The 14,755-nt window shown below is 70.7% G+C and carries 8 protein-coding genes; 4 read left to right on the top strand and 4 right to left on the bottom strand.

Annotation, left to right across the window (positions count from 1 at the left end):
• Nucleotides 1-60: 60 nt before the first annotated feature.
• Genes ACFVS8_RS14690 through ACFVS8_RS14675 form a run of 4 tightly spaced genes read right to left on the bottom strand, consistent with a single transcriptional unit; the run spans nucleotide 61 to nucleotide 4,336 of the window.
• The gene (locus ACFVS8_RS14690) at nucleotides 61-1,158 is read right to left on the bottom strand and encodes a glycosyltransferase family 4 protein (RefSeq protein ID WP_387063648.1); all 1,098 of its coding nucleotides are present in this window, start codon (nucleotides 1,156-1,158) and stop codon (nucleotides 61-63) included.
• Between the two features lie 6 nt (nucleotides 1,159-1,164).
• Nucleotides 1,165-2,070 (bottom strand): hypothetical protein, encoded by a 906-nt coding sequence (locus ACFVS8_RS14685; RefSeq protein ID WP_387063645.1) that lies wholly within the window; start codon nucleotides 2,068-2,070, stop codon nucleotides 1,165-1,167.
• Nucleotides 2,067-3,164: a Gfo/Idh/MocA family protein gene (locus tag ACFVS8_RS14680; protein ID WP_387063642.1), complete on the bottom strand. Its 1,098-nt coding sequence runs from the start codon at nucleotides 3,162-3,164 to the stop codon at nucleotides 2,067-2,069. Before ACFVS8_RS14680 ends, ACFVS8_RS14685 begins: the two co-directional genes overlap by 4 nt.
• The gene (locus ACFVS8_RS14675; protein ID WP_387063639.1) at nucleotides 3,161-4,336 is read right to left on the bottom strand and encodes a DUF1972 domain-containing protein; all 1,176 of its coding nucleotides are present in this window, start codon (nucleotides 4,334-4,336) and stop codon (nucleotides 3,161-3,163) included. Before ACFVS8_RS14675 ends, ACFVS8_RS14680 begins: the two co-directional genes overlap by 4 nt.
• Before the next feature lie 259 nt (nucleotides 4,337-4,595).
• On the opposite strand from ACFVS8_RS14675, the gene ACFVS8_RS14670 reads away from it, so the two are divergent.
• The 4 genes from ACFVS8_RS14670 to ACFVS8_RS14655 all read left to right on the top strand — a co-directional run bounded on the left by ACFVS8_RS14670 (nucleotide 4,596) and on the right by ACFVS8_RS14655 (nucleotide 14,465).
• Nucleotides 4,596-5,048 (top strand): adenylyltransferase/cytidyltransferase family protein, encoded by a 453-nt coding sequence (locus ACFVS8_RS14670; RefSeq protein WP_387063636.1) that lies wholly within the window; start codon nucleotides 4,596-4,598, stop codon nucleotides 5,046-5,048.
• 77 nt (nucleotides 5,049-5,125) lie between these two features.
• Nucleotides 5,126-5,818, top strand: a complete 693-nt coding sequence (locus ACFVS8_RS14665) for a hypothetical protein (RefSeq protein WP_387063633.1) — start codon at nucleotides 5,126-5,128, stop codon at nucleotides 5,816-5,818.
• 166 nt (nucleotides 5,819-5,984) lie between these two features.
• Nucleotides 5,985-9,245, top strand: coding sequence for a PKD domain-containing protein (locus ACFVS8_RS14660; protein ID WP_387063630.1), 3,261 nt, complete (start codon nucleotides 5,985-5,987; stop codon nucleotides 9,243-9,245).
• Nucleotides 9,246-9,452: 207 nt separating this feature from the next.
• On the top strand, nucleotides 9,453-14,465 hold the full coding sequence (locus ACFVS8_RS14655) for a PKD domain-containing protein (protein ID WP_387063627.1): 5,013 nt from the start codon (nucleotides 9,453-9,455) through the stop codon (nucleotides 14,463-14,465).
• Nucleotides 14,466-14,755: the final 290 nt, after the last annotated feature.

Raw genomic sequence — 14,755 nt, 5'->3', positions numbered from 1 at the left:
CGGGCGTGGAAGCGTCAGCCGGGCGGAGGCATCAGCCGGGCGGACGGACGGGCCGACGCGTCAACGCCGGTGCGATGACACCGTGCGCCGCGTCGCGGTGCGCGTTCCGCGGATCGTGTCGCGCATCGTGCGCACGCTCTGCTCCCACGAGTACTCGTGGTCGCGACGCACGATCTCGGGTGCGCCTCGATGCGGAAGCCGGCGCAGGCCGTCGGCGATCGCGGCCGGATCGTGCGGATCCACGTACATCGCACCGGCGTCGCCGAGGATCTCTCGGAAGACGGGGATGTCGCTCGCGAGGATCGGGGCGTCGAAGGCCTGCGCCTCGAGCGTGGGCATGCCGAAGCCCTCGTCGAGGCTCAGGAACAGCAGCCCGTCGGCGTGGGCGTAGAGCCACGCCAGCTCGCCGTCGTCGATGCGACCGAGGAAGCGGACCACGCCGTGCCGGACCGCCTCGGCGACGGCGGGAGGGAACTTCGCCGCCCGCCCGCCGGGCTCCCCCACCACGATGAGCGGAGAGCGCCGGTCGATCACGCCCGACTCGACGGCGCCGATGATGGTGTTCGCGAGGTTCTTGCGCGCGTTGAGGCGCCCCACGGTGAGGTGGAACCCCACCACGCCGTCGAGGCCTTCCGGACGCACCAGCGGCGCCCCCAGCAGGCTCCCGCCGACGGCCAGCCCGACGGGCACCACGGGGCGGGAGCGCGCGAACGCGGCGATGCGCGCCGCCTCAGTCTCGGAGGAGGTGAAGACGACCTCGCTCAGGTGCACGGTGGCCGGCATGAGCGAGTAGTACCAGCGCTCGCGCGAGGTGAACCACTCGGGCCTCGTCAGGAACATGAAGTCGTGGATGAAGACCGCCGAGCGGCCGAAGGCCGGCGTGAAGTTGTGCGTGATCGTGACGTCCGCCCCGATCCGCTTCGCGAGGAACGGCAGCTCGACGATGGCGCTGATGCCCTGCGGCGCCAACCGCGTCGGCACGACCACCACGCGCTCGGGCAGTTCGGCCCTGGCCTGCCGCAGGTCTCGCCGGCGCACCGCCACCGCGACCTGGTCGGCCGGGAACGTCGCGATCCAGGCGAACACGAACTCGCGGAGCACCTGCCGGTTCGAGAGCGGGCCCGTGCCCCACCAGAAGCCGTCGAAGAGCACGCGCATCGAACGTCACCCGGCGTATCTGCGCACGAGCGAGACGGTGTCGTCGATGTGACGGCGGCTCGAGGCGCCGAACACGATCGACTCGATGTTCGGCTGCTCGAAGATCCACTCGATGGCCTCGCCCGGGGCGATCGCCCCGGAGGCGAACACCGACATCGCGACCGCCCGGAACGGCCGCTGCTCAAGCGCGTCGTGGTAGGCGTCCATGCCTCCCGACATCCGGAAGCCGATCTTGTTGATGTTCGCGCACACGAGCGGGTTCTCGATGCCGGCCCGCTCCAGCACGGGCAGCAGCATCGGGAGGTTCATCGTGATGAACCCGGGTTCGGCGTCGTAGCGGCTGCGCACGTGGTCCGCGAACATCGCGAACGCGTCGACGAAGCCGAGGCCGAGCAGCAGGTCGGTGACGACGTTCTGGAGCCAGACGACCGGCGTGCGCGTGCCGCGGAACATCGCCATCTCGGCGTCGACGAGCAGCGTCACGAGCCCCGCCACGTCTTTCTTCGCGATGGACTTGCCGCCGCGGAGCATCGCGTTGAGCGCGCCCTCCTCGGGAAGGAACCGCCGCAGCGCGCCCAGCATGCCGAGCTCGGTCACGGCGTCGGCGTACTTGTGGGCGTACGGCATGCACGGGAGGAACGAGAACCCGTCGTAGCGCTTCGGATCGGCTCGCACCCGATCGGCGATCTCGGAGATGCGATCGTGGGTCGTGCACATGAACGACGTGATGCCGGCGTCGATCGCGTCGTCGAGTACCTCCATGATCGCGTCGGTGGTCTGGAAGCGCATCGCCTGGGCGCGCGCCCGCTCCTCCGACATGTGGTTCACGCCGAAGAACTGGTTGTCGCCGAAGAGCACGCGGTCCAGCGGCCGCACTCTGTCGGGGATCGCCAGCGGCTGTTCGATCGTCATGCCCGCCTCCTCAGCAGCTGTCGCAGTGTTCCGCCCGCGGTCGGCCGAGCCGGCGCCTCGGCTGCGAGCACGACCGGGCCTCGCGCGGCATCGGCCGTCATCATCTCGATGATGCGGTCGGTCGCGACCGCGCTCGCGAAGTCGTTCGCGGGTTCGACCGACCGGTCGTGCACCCGTCGCACGAAGTGGTCCAACTGCGCGCTGTACTCCTCGCCGCGGAGGTAGTACCAGACGGGGTCGGTGAGCTCGGTCGTGTAGCGGACGTTCCATCCGGGGTCGTAGCCCTCGATCTCGGGTGCGGTCGACCGCAGGTAGGTCTGCACCTCCTGCCGGTCGGCCTGGATTCGCCCGGCCGTGCCGATCACCGTGATGCGGGTCGTCATCTTGCGGAACGACTCATCCGACCAGTTGACCGAGATCTGCGCCGAGACCGAGTCCTCGAAGTAGAGGGTGCCGAACACCTCGTCTTCGGTGTCGGCCGAGAAGACGCTGCCGAGCACCGTGCCGCCGACCCCGATCGGCGCTCCGGCGTACCAGGTCAGGAGATCGATCGGATGCGCCGCGTAGTCGTAGAGCGCGCCGCCGCCCTCGGTGCGCTGGGTGCGCCAGGTCGACCCCTTCGGACGGAGCACGACCGGGCCGTACGCCTCGGCCTGCAGGTGGGTGACCTTGCCGATGGCGCCCAGGTCGAGCAGGCGCTTGACCTCGCGGAACGCCCCGACGAAGCGGTTGTGGTAGCCGACCTGCGTGACCAGCCCGCGCTCGGCGGCGAGCGCCGCGAGCTCGACGGATTCGGCCGAGGTGAGGCACAGCGGCTTCTCGCAGAAGACGTGGATGCCGCGCTCGAGGACCGACCGCACCATCGGCGCATGGAACCTCGTGGGCGTCGCGATGAGCACCGCGTCGAGTTCGACCTCGTCGAGCATCCGCTCGGAGTCGGAGAAGGTCGGCAACCCCGTGTACTTGCCGAGCACGTCGAGGATGTAGCCGGTCGAGTCGACGACCGCCTCCACGGAGACGTCGGGGTGGGCGTTGATCATCGCGAGGTGCGACAACCCCATCTTGCCGAGACCGACGATGCCGACCCTGATCATGCGATGCCTCCTGTCAGCGCTGCTGGGGCGCGATCTTCGGGCGCGATGCCCGACGCTGTTTCGAGCAGGTCCTGGTACTGGCCGGCGACGTGCTCCCAGGTGAACTCGGCCGCGTGCCGGGCACGGACCCTCGCGCTGAGCGTCGACCGGAGCTCGGCCGAGCCGAGCAGGTCGTCCAGGCGGTCGGCGGCCTCGTCGACCGTCGAGAAGACCAGCGCCCCGTCGGCCGCGACCCACCGGTTGTACGGGTTGTCGTGCGCCAGCACCGGGTTGCCTGCGGCCATCGCCTCGACGAGCGACGGGTTCGTGCCTCCGACCGTGTGACCGTGCAGGTAGGCGAGCGAATGGAACCGCACCGCGGCGAGCGCCGCCGGGTCGTAGACCGAGCCGACGAACGCGACCTCGTCGCTCGCGGCCTCGCGGACGGCCCGGTGGAACGGGTCGTCGTCGAGGTACGTGCCGAGCACGGCGAGCTTGACCCCCCGCGGCCGGCGCGAGAACGCCGTCACGAGCTCGAGGATCGAGTTCTCGGGAATGGGACGGCAGATGATCGTGAGGTATCCGCCCGGCTCGAGGCCGAGCGCCGTCACCGGCTCGGTGGGCGCCTCGGCGACGGCGTGGGCCCCGTAGGTGATGGTGTGCAGCTTGCTGCGACGGGCCTTGCGGGCGAGGTACTCCTCGATCACCGGGTGGTCGGCGATGAGGGCATCGCCCACCCAGCACGCGATCCGCTCGTTGACGTAGAGGATCGCCTGCCTCGGCCATCCCCAGCGCGCACGCGACCACTCGATGCCGTCCATGTTGATGACGTTGGTGATGCCGAGCATCGCCTGCGCGACGTTGAACACCGCGGTGTTGTAGCCGAAGGTGATGCACGGGTCGCGGAACCGGCAGGCGTGCCGGATCGAGCGCAGGTCGAAGAGCGAGGTGCCGAGCCATCCGTCGCGGCCGACCGGGATGGTGACCCGGTCGATGCCGTTCCAGACGTCTTCGACGATCGGCCCGTCTCCGTCGGCCTGGCAGTACACGACCGGTCGCCAGCCGTGGTCGCGGAGGTGGATGGCCACGTTCTCGGCCGCCGTCTCGAAGCCGCCGTAGGCCGCGGGAATGCCGTGCGTGCCGAGAATGCGCACGACGGGACGACGGTCGGCGGTGACCTCATCGGCATGCATCGAAAGCTCCCCTGACACCATTCGGGTAGTGGGCGCCGTTCGGCACCCGCGGTGATCGGTGCTGCGAGTCTAGGTTCCGGACGCCCGCCCGGCTCCCCCCCAAACAGAGGGTGGCCGGCTCGTGAACGGCGAGCGGCGGGGGTCGCCCCGCGTACCCCGAGCTGGGGCTGCAGCCCGGCTCGGCGATCGTCTACATTCATCGCATGCACGGGCACGTCGGCGTCGAAGCCGACCCGTTCCGAACCAGGGAGGCGATCGGATGTCCATGAGAGTCGGGTACGCGGCGGGGGCGTTCGACCTGTTCCACGTCGGCCACCTCAACATCCTCAAGCACGCGCGCAGCGAGTGCGACTACCTGATCGCGGGCGTCGTCTCCGACGAGCTGCTCGAGGTCCGCAAGGGACGGAAGCCGATCGTGCCGCTCCCCGAGCGCATGGAGATCGTGCGCCACATCGACTTCGTCGACCGGGTGCACGCCGAGGTGCTGCCCGACAAGCTCGACACGTGGCGGGAGCTCCGCTTCGACCGGTTCTTCAAGGGCGACGACTGGCGCGGCACCGAGGAGGGCCTGAGGCTCGAACAGGAGTTCTCGGCGGTCGGCGTCGAGGTCGTCTACTTCCCCTACACCGTCCACACGTCGAGCACGGCGCTCCGCCTCGCGCTCGACGCCGTCTCGTCCAGACCCGCGGCCGCCGTCGGCGATCCCGAGTGACCGATCCCGGTCGCGGACCCCTGCTCCGCGATCGGATCGCCCGAGCCCTACCTCATCCCTGAACCCCGGAGCCCGAGATGCCGAACACCGACCCCCGAATCGGAATCGACGACGATGACGACGAGCAGCCGACCGGAGGCGGCAGCCGCCGCACCGTGCTCGTCGTCGCCGGGATCATCGTCGCGATCATCCTGATCGCCTTCGTGGTGATCCCCCTGCTCGGCGGCTCGCCGAAGGCCCCGGTCGTCTCCTCGACGGATGCCTCGGCCACGGCCTCCGCCTCGCCGGCCCCGGCGACGACCGCGCCGCCGACGAAGGCGCCGCTGCCGACCGTGCCCTCCGTGGACCCGTCGCCGGTGGAGCAGCCGCCGCCCGCCGACCCGGTGCCGATCGACGAGCCGGCCGAGATCGCGCCCGACCTCACGGCACGGATCGCCTCGATCGAGGCCGTCGAGGGCGAGGCCCAGGGCCCGGGCGAGGTGGCGGCGCCGTCGATCCGCGTGACCGTGGAGATCGCCAACGACACCGATGCCGCGTCGTCGCTCGCCAACGCCTCCATCACCGCCTACTTCGGCGAGGACCTGACGCCGGCGCCCGAGCTGCGGGAGCCCGGCGGCACGACGTTCCCGGCGGAGGTGCCCGCGGGCAAGACGGCCGAGGCCGTGTTCATCTTCTCGGTGCCGGAGTCCGAGCGGGACGACGTGACGATCATGGTCGACTACGCGCTCGAGGTCGCGCCGCTCCAGTTCCACGGTTCCGTGCCGCGCTAGCCCGCTGTCGACGGCCCGCGGCGCGCCCGGTTCGGGCCCCGCTTCCCTTCGCCGGCGCATCCGTCCCCCTCTTACGGGGGGAGGTGGCTCGCCGACCCCGCGGTTAGATTCGAGGAATACTCGCCCCTACTCTCGAGGACCCGTCACGACGGATCGAGGTTGGCCCATGCGCAGCAGACTCGGAACCCCATCACTCGCGATCGCAGCGACGATCGCGACCTTGGCCGCGGTGTTCTTCGCCTCACCGGCGCACGCGGACACGGCGCCCGAACCCGGCCTTCCGGCCACCGTCTCGAGCGACTCGCTGCCCACCGCGCAGATGAACGGCGTCGCGTGGGATCAGGCGATCGTCGGCGACACCGTGTTCGTGGGCGGCAACTTCACCGCCGCGCGCCCGGCCGGCGCGGCGCCCGGCGCGAGCACCGTGGGGCGGACGCACCTGCTCTCCTACCGCCTGAGCACCGGCCAGCTCACCTCGTGGGCGCCGAACCTGAACGGCCAGGTGCGGGCGATGGACACGTCGCCCGACGGGAGCATCCTCTACGTGGTCGGGGCGTTCACGACGGTCAACGGCGCCTCGCGCAGTCGCATCGTCGCCTTCGACACCGCGACGGGGGCCGTGATCCCGGGGTTCAACGCCTCGGCGAACGGCGAGCTCTTCGCGGTGGCGGCGTCGAGCACCACCGCCTTCTTCGCGGGCAACCTGACCAGCGCCGGCGGAGTGTCCCGCCCGGGACGCGCGGCAGCGGCATCCGCATCGAACGGCGCGACCACCGCATGGGCCCCGGTGCTCTCCGACGGACGCGCCTATGCGATGGAGGTCTCCCCCGACGGCTCGAAGGTCGTCATCGGCGGCAGCTTCCTCTCGGCCAACGGCAGCGCGAACCCCGGCTTCGGGCTCGTCGGCGTGAACTCGACCACCGGGTCCACGGTGCCGACCCCGGCCAACAACATCATCAGGAACGCGGGCAACTCGGCCGCCATCTACGGGATGAGCTCCGACGGCGACAGCGTCTACGGCTCGGGCTACGTGCTGCTCTCGTCGAGCGGGACCGGCAACACCGAGGGCACGTTCCGCATGGACTGGGCCACCCTGAACCTCATCTGGATGGCGGACTGCCGTGGTGACGAGTACGGGTCGGCCTCGCAGGGCGGCGTCGTCTACGTCGCAGGCCACCCGCACCAGTGCGAATGGGTCGGGTCTTTCCCGGAACGCGACCCCCGCACGTTCCAGCGCGCGCTGGCCTTCACGAAGGCCCCGTTCAGCGTGGTCAGGGAGAACATCAACTACGGCAAGCCCGCGACGCGGCCCCTGGCGTTCTTCCCCGACATCAACCTCGGCAACTTCACCGGGCAGTACCAGGGCCCGTGGACCGTGCAGGCGAACGACCAGTACGTCGCCTATGCCGGCGAGTTCACGCAGGTGAACGGCGTCGGCCAGCAGGGCCTGTCCCGCTTCGCGATCTCGGCGGTCGCTCCCGACACCGACGGCCCGCGGGAGAGCTCCGGCTGGCCCGTGAACGCGACGGCGGCCGGATCGGGCGCCGTGCGCGTGAGCTGGCCGTCGAACCACGACCGCGACAACGAGCGCCTCGTGTACCGCGTGTACCGGAACGGCGACACCACCAGCCCGATCGCGACGATCCCCGGCTTCTCGCAGTTCTGGGACCGCCCCACCGTCACCTTCGTCGACACCGGTCGGACTCCGGGCGCCGGGGTCTCGTATCGAGTGAGCGCGACGGATCCGTTCGGCAACGTGGCGTGGTCGCAGTCCGTCTCGACCAGCGCGGGCACCGGGGCCGCGCCGAGCGCCTACGCTCTCTCCGTCTTCGCCGATAGCCCGACGTGGTACTACCGCATGGGCGACGGCACGGGGTCGACCCTGGTCAACGCCGCCGGGCCCACCGCCAACACCACCCTCTCGTTCGGCACGCTCAACCAGCTCAACGCCTCGAGCGGCTCCGGCGTGACCGAGGGCGTGGCCGGAGGCATCGCCGGCGACCCGAACACCGCCGCGAGATTCGACGGCACCTCGAACGGGCGGGCCGCGACGACCGTGCCGGTCTGGCCCGACGACTCGATGACTGCGGAGGCCTGGTTCCGCACCACCTCGAGCAGCGGCAAGATCCTCGGCTTCGGTGACAACGGGTCGGCGACGGGCACGTCGGGCACGCACAACCGATCGCTGTACCTGAACGGCGGGCGCGTGTCGTGGACCGTCTTCGACACCCAGAACCGCACGCTGCAGAGCGGGGCCGGCTACAACGACGGCAACTGGCACCACGCCGTCGCGACGCTCGGTCCCGACGGGATGCGCCTCTACGTCGACGGCCAGCAGGTCGCGAACCGGGTCGAGACGATCTACGGCCGCAACTTCCCCGGCTACTGGAAGATCGGCGGCGACGCGACGCCGGGAGGCAACCAGAACTTCTCGGGCGACCTCGACGAGGTGGCGATGTACAAGACCGTGCTGGCTCCGTCGCGCATCGCCCAGCACTACCAGGTCGGGCGCACCAGCGGGGGCGGCGGGCCCGTGAACCAGTCGCCGACGGCCGCGTTCAGCGCGACGATCGACGAGTCCACCGTCTCGGTCGACGCGACCGCCTCCTCCGACGGCGACGGCACGATCCAGTCGTACGCCTGGCAGTTCGGCGACGGCGCAACCGGGTCGGGCCTGACCGCGAGCCGCACGTACGCGAATCCCGGCACCTACACCGTGACCCTGACGGTGACCGACGACGACGGCGCCACCGCGGTCGCGACGCGTCAGGTCGTGATCGACGACGACACGCCGCCGCCCGCCGGCGTCGTCGCCCAGGACGACTTCGCCCGGACGCTGAGCGGGAGTTGGGGCACCGCGCCGATCGGCGGCTCGTGGTCGGTCAACGACTCGTCGGGGTTCCAGGTCGGCGGCGGAGCCGGCATCACGACCTACGCGCCCGGTCTCACGCGGCACGCGACGCTCCCGATCAGCCCGACCGCCTCGGTCGACGTCGTGGTGCGGATGTCGCTCGAGAAGACCGCCGCAGGCGGGGCGGCCACGGCCGGCACGGTCGTCAGGCAGGTGGGCTCGTCGTTCTACCAGGCGCGGATCAGGTTCCTCACGAACGGCGCGTGCACGCTCCAGCTCAACGAGGGTTCGACCGTCGTGCTCGCGAACGCCGACATCGCCGGGTTGAGCTGCGCGGGCGGGCAGCAGGTGATGCTCCGCGTGCAGGCGTCGGGCACGAACCCGACCACGCTCCGGGCCAAGGCCTGGCAGGCCGGCTCCGCCGAGCCGGCGGCCTGGCAGCTCACCGCGAACTCGAACGCCGCAGCGCTGCAGTCGGCCGGCGTCGTCGGCATCGAGGGCTACCTCTCCGGCGCCGCGACGAACGCGCCGAACGCGGTCCGTTACGACGATCTCGTGGCGACGATCCTGCCCTGACCGGCACTTCCGGGCGGCCTATGCACCGACGGCCCCCGGACTGGGGAGCATCGGCCAGCCCGCTCCAGTCGTATATTCGGTGCCTGTCGGAGGGCAATGTCGCCCCTCCGCCGACCGATTGAGGACACGATGGGTACACCCGAACCCAGGTCGTGGCGAGCGCGCTTCGCCGCCGGTATTTCGACCTTTGCTCTGCTCGCCGCCGGAATGACGATCGGTGCGTTCGCCGCACCCGCCACGGCGGACACACTCCCGGTCGACACCGGCGTCCCGACGACGGTCTCGTCCGATCCGCTGCCCGCGCCGCAGATCAACGGCGTCGTCTGGGACCAGGAGATCATCGGGAACGTCGTCTACGTCGCCGGCGACTTCACGAAGGCCAGGCCCACGGGTGTGGCCGCCGGCGTGAGCGAGGTCGACCGCACCTACCTGCTGGCGTACGACGTCACCACGGGCGACCTGCTGCCATGGGCGCCGGTGCTCAATGCCCAGGTCCGGGTGCTCGCCGCCTCGCCCGACGGCACGCGGCTCTACGCGGGCGGCGACTTCACGCTGGTCAACAGCGAGACCCGCAACCGCATCGTCGCGTTCGACACCGCGACGGGCGCCGTCGCCACCGGGTTCGGCGTCGGGGCCAACAACCGCGTCTACGCGATGGATGCCACGAACACGACGGTCTACTTCAGCGGCCACTTCACCTCGGTGAGCAGCAACGCGCGACCCGGGTTCACGGCGGCCGCGAGCGCCGCGAACGGCGCGATCCTGCCGTGGGCGCCGGTGCTCGCCGGAGGCCGTGCCTACTCGATGGTCGTCTCGCCCGACGAGACCAAGGTCGCGATCGGCGGGGACTTCACCAGCCTGAACGGCTCGGACCGCCCCGGGTACGGACTCGGCGCGGTCGACGCGACGGTCGGCAGCAGCATCCTGCCGTTCGCCGTGAACGACTCGGTCAGGAACGGCGGGCTCGACTCGGCGATCTACAGCCTCGAGACCGACGGCGACAGCCTCTACGGGTCCGGGTACGTGTTCGGCAACGGCACCCTCGAGAACACGTTCCGCGCGAGCTGGGACACCGGCGCCATCGAGTGGGTGGCCGACTGCCACGGCGACACGTACTCGGTCGCGGCCGCCGGCGACGTGATCTACATCGCCGGGCACTCCCACTACTGCGGCAACATGGGCGGGTTCCCGCAGACCGACCCGTGGGACTTCCAGCGCGCGATGGCGTTCTCGAAGTCCGTCGGCGGCACCAACACGGCCGACATCTACGGCTACCCGAGCTGGACGGGAACGCCCGCGCCGAGCGAGCTCAACTGGTATCCGTCGATGGATGCCGGCACCTACACCGGGCAGGGACAGGGACCGTGGAACGTCGACACCGACGGCCGGTACGTCGTCTACGGCGGCGAGTTCCAGAACATCAACAACAAGGCCTTCCAGGGCCTCGCCCGGTTCGCGACTCGCGCGATCGCCCCGAACGCCGACGGCCCCCGGCTCACCGGCGACAACTTCGTGCCGAAGCTGGCCTCCCCCGCGGCCGGCGTCGTCACCGCCAGCTGGATCGCGAACTGGGATCGCGACAACGAGGCGCTCACCTACCAGGTCATCCGCGACGGCAAGACCGCCACTCCGGTCTACGTCACGCAGCAGAAGTCCCGCTACTACGAGCGCCCCACGATGTCGTTCGTCGACTCGGGCCTCACCCCCGGGCAGGCCTACACCTACCGGTTGCGCGCGATCGACGCGCTGGGCAACAGCGCATGGGGCTCGACGCTGACCATCACCGCGGCGGCCTCCGGGACGCTCAGCCCCTACGCGGCCACCGTGATGGGCGACCAGCCCACGAACTTCTGGCGCCTGGGTGAGCCGGTCGGTGCGACGAGCGTCTCCGACACCCTCGGTCGCTCGAACGCGACGCGCGGTTCCGGCGTCACCTTCGCCCAGTCCGGCGCCATCGTCGGCGACCCCGACACCGCAGCCCGCTTCAGCGGCACGAGCAGCGGACGTGCGATCTCGCAGGACAAGGTCTGGCGCGACCAGACGTTCGCGGTCGAGGCCTGGTTCAAGACCAACTCCTCGCTCGGCGGCAAGATCGTCGGCTTCGGATCGTCGGCTTCGGGCGACTCGTCGAACTACGACCGGCACGTCTGGATGGACACTTCGGGCCGCGTGCTCTTCGGCGTCAACCCCGACGTCCGGCAGACCCTGCAGTCGCCGAAGGCCTACAACGACAACCAGTGGCACCACGTGGTGGCGACCCTCGGCTCCGGCGGAACCGCGCTCTACCTCGACGGCCTGCGCGTCGCCCTGAACCCGAGCGTCACGACCGCGCAGGCGTACTGGGGCTACTGGCGCATCGGCGGCGACAACACCTGGTCGGCAGCCAAGAACTTCTCGGGCACCATCGACGACGTGGCGGTCTATCCGAAGCCGCTGACGGCGGCGCAGGTGCAGAAGCACTACGTCGACTCGGGTCGCACCGTCGCGACCGTGCCGTCCGCGCCGGCCGACGCCTACGGCGCCGCGGTCTACGGGGCCGGTCCGCTCATGTACTGGCGCCTCGGCGAGGCGAGCGGGTCGACCGCGAGCGACTCCGGCACGCAGGGGCTGGGCGGCAGCCTCGTCGGCACGTACACCCGAGGTGCGGCGGGCGCGCTCGTCGGGGTGGCCGACACCTCGACGAAGTTCACCGCGGGCTTCGCCGCCGCCACGACGCAGCAGGCGTCGGTGACGACGTACTCGACCGAGGCGTGGTTCAAGACCACGACGACGAAGGGCGGCAAGATCACCGGGTTCGGCGACAGCCGCACCGGGCTGTCGACCACCTACGACCGGCACGTCTACCTGCAGGACAACGGCCTGCTCGTGTTCGGCACGAAGAACGGCAGCACCACGACGACGATCAAGACCACGAGCGCGTACAACGACGGCAACTGGCACCAGGTCGTCGCCACGCAGTCCTCCGCGGGCATGCGCCTGTACGTCGACGGCGAGCTCGCCGGCAGCAACACCGTGGCGGCGGCCCAGTCGTACAACGGCTACTGGCGGGCCGGCGGCGACCGCACGGGCGGCGGCTCGACGAACTCGTACCTCGACGGCACCGTCGACGAGTTCGCCGTGTACCAGTACGCCCTCGAGCCGACCACGGTGCGCTCGCACTACCAGGTCGGACTCGACATCGTGCCCAACATCGCCCCGACGGCCTCGTTCACCGCATCGTCGGTCGATCGGACCTCGTCGTTCGACGCCTCCGCGTCGGGCGATGCCGACGGCACGATCGCCTCGTTCGCCTGGGACTTCGGCGACGGCCAGACCGGCTCCGGCGCGAACCCCACGCACGAGTACGCGGCACCCGGCTCCTACCTCGTGACGCTGACGGTCACCGACGACGACGGCGCGACGGGCACCGCCTCCCACTCCGTCGTCGCGGTGAACGCGAACGTCCCGCCCGTCGCGGGCTTCACGGCCACGGTGGCCGCTCAGACCGTCACCTTCGACTCGTCGACGTCGACCGACTCCGACGGCACGATCGTCGACTCGGCATGGGACTTCGGCGACGGCAAGACCGGCACCGGCGCGAACGTCTCGCACCTGTACGGCGCGGCGGGCACGTACGACGTGACCCTCACCGTCACCGACAACCGGGGAGCGGTCGCGACGAAGACCGCGCAGGTCACCGTCACCGCATCGCCCGTGTCGATCGAGCTCGCGAGCGACGAGTTCGAGCGTTCGGTGACCGGAGGCTGGGGCACTGCACCGGTCGGCGGTGCGTGGACGGTCTCGAGCGCCGCCAACTCCTCGGTGAGCGGCGGCACCGCGATCCTGGTCCACAACGCGAACGCGACGCGCAAGACGACCCTCGACGGCCTGAGCGTGAAGGACGTGACCGTCATCGGCGACTTCGCCGTCGACAAGGCCGTCGTGGGCGGCAGCGCCTACGCGGGCCTGAACGTGCGCCAGGTCGGCACCGACTACTACCAGGCACGTCTGCGGTTCCAGGCCGGCGGCGTGCTCGCCCTCCAGGTCATGCAGGGGGACTCGACGTTGATCGCCAACGCGAACCTGCCGCTCACCTACACGGCTGGACAAGCGGTGTCGATGAAGGTGCAGATCAGCGGGACGTCGCCGACCACGATCCAGGCGAAGGCCTGGACGGCCGGCACCGCGGAACCCGCCGCGTGGGCGATCACGACCACTTCGCAGGCCGCGGGCCTGCAGACGGCGGGCAAGGTGGGCGTCACCGGGTACGTGTCGAGCGCGGTCACGAGCGTGCCGCTCGCCGTGTCGCTCGACCACTACCGCGTGGCGACCGGCGACGGCAACGTGCCCCCGCCGAACGTGCCGCCGACCGCGGCGTTCACGAGCACCGTCGACCACCTGGCCGTGCAGTTCGACGGATCGACGTCGGCCGACTCCGACGGCACCATCGCGACTCACGCCTGGGACTTCGGCGACGGGCAGACGGGCTCGGGCGCGACCGCGTCGCACACCTACGCCGACCCCGGCGACTACACGGTGAAGCTCACCGTGACCGACGACGACGGCGCGACCGCGACGAAGACGGCGACCGTCACGACGAGCGCGCCCGAGCCCGTCGTGCTCGCCTCCGACGACTTCGCCCGGTCGGTCGCGGCCGGATGGGGTTCGGCAGCGATCGGCGGCGCCTGGCAGTCCACGGTGAGCTCGAGCTACAACGTCACCGGGGGTCGCGGGATCTTCCTGCACGGGACGGCGGGCACCACGCGGCACGCCGTGCTGCCGGGCGTCTCCGCCACGGGCACCACCTCGCAGGTCGCCGTGACGATCGACAAGGACGTCGCGGTCGGTCAGACCGTGGCCGGAATCGTCGGCCGCCAGGTCGGGACGGACTTCTACCAGGGCCGCATCCGCGTGCAGCCGGGCGGGTCGGTCTCGCTGCAGCTCATGCGCGGGGCGTCGACCGTGCTCACGAACACGACCGTCAGCGGGCTGACCTTCGCAGCCGGCGACACGCTGATGCTCAAGGTCAGCGTCGTCGGCACCAACCCGACGACCATCTCCGGACGCATCTGGAAGGCCGGCACGCCCGAGCCGATCGACTGGCAGAGCACCGTCACCGATGCGACGGCCGCGATGCAGGCCGCCGGCAGCGTGGGCCTCGAGAGCTACATCTCGGGCTCTGCGACGAACGTGCCGATCACGGTCGCCTTCGACGACTTCATCACCAGAGAGGCGCACTGACCGGATCGGCCCTGCAGCGGAGAGTCCGGGCGCCCACCCCCCAGGGCGCCCGGACGCGTCGTGCACCGCGGTGTGCGCTCCGAGCATCCGGCGGCGCGCCGTGCTGCGCGGCGGCCCACTCGACTGGCCCCTGAACTGGGAGTCGGGTACCCCCCTCACTGGGGCCGCAGTCGAGGCATCCTCGGACTTACCCTTGCCCACAGAGGGGCGGCAGCCCGGCCGACCCATTCACCAGATCGAATGAGGACCCGATGGGTGCACCCGACCCCGCGACGTCTCGTCTGCGTCTC

It is taken from the genome of Agromyces sp. NPDC058110 (assembly GCF_042884735.1).
GTDB lineage: Bacteria > Actinomycetota > Actinomycetes > Actinomycetales > Microbacteriaceae > Agromyces.
The sequence above is the reverse complement of the archived record's forward strand: the minus strand, read 5'-3'. Positions and strand labels throughout refer to the sequence as shown.

Bases quoted from the DNA above. Each gene is read 5' to 3' on its own strand.
- ACFVS8_RS14690 (WP_387063648.1), bottom strand. From the start codon at position 1,158: ATGCGCGTGCTCTTCGACGGCTTCTGGTGGGGCACGGGCCCGCTCTCG.
- ACFVS8_RS14685 (WP_387063645.1), bottom strand. From the start codon at position 2,070: ATGACGATCGAACAGCCGCTGGCGATCCCCGACAGAGTGCGGCCGCTG.
- ACFVS8_RS14680 (WP_387063642.1), bottom strand. From the start codon at position 3,164: ATGATCAGGGTCGGCATCGTCGGTCTCGGCAAGATGGGGTTGTCGCAC.
- ACFVS8_RS14675 (WP_387063639.1), bottom strand. From the start codon at position 4,336: ATGCATGCCGATGAGGTCACCGCCGACCGTCGTCCCGTCGTGCGCATT.
- ACFVS8_RS14670 (WP_387063636.1), top strand. From the start codon at position 4,596: ATGTCCATGAGAGTCGGGTACGCGGCGGGGGCGTTCGACCTGTTCCAC.
- ACFVS8_RS14665 (WP_387063633.1), top strand. From the start codon at position 5,126: ATGCCGAACACCGACCCCCGAATCGGAATCGACGACGATGACGACGAG.
- ACFVS8_RS14660 (WP_387063630.1), top strand. From the start codon at position 5,985: ATGCGCAGCAGACTCGGAACCCCATCACTCGCGATCGCAGCGACGATC.
- ACFVS8_RS14655 (WP_387063627.1), top strand. From the start codon at position 9,453: ATGACGATCGGTGCGTTCGCCGCACCCGCCACGGCGGACACACTCCCG.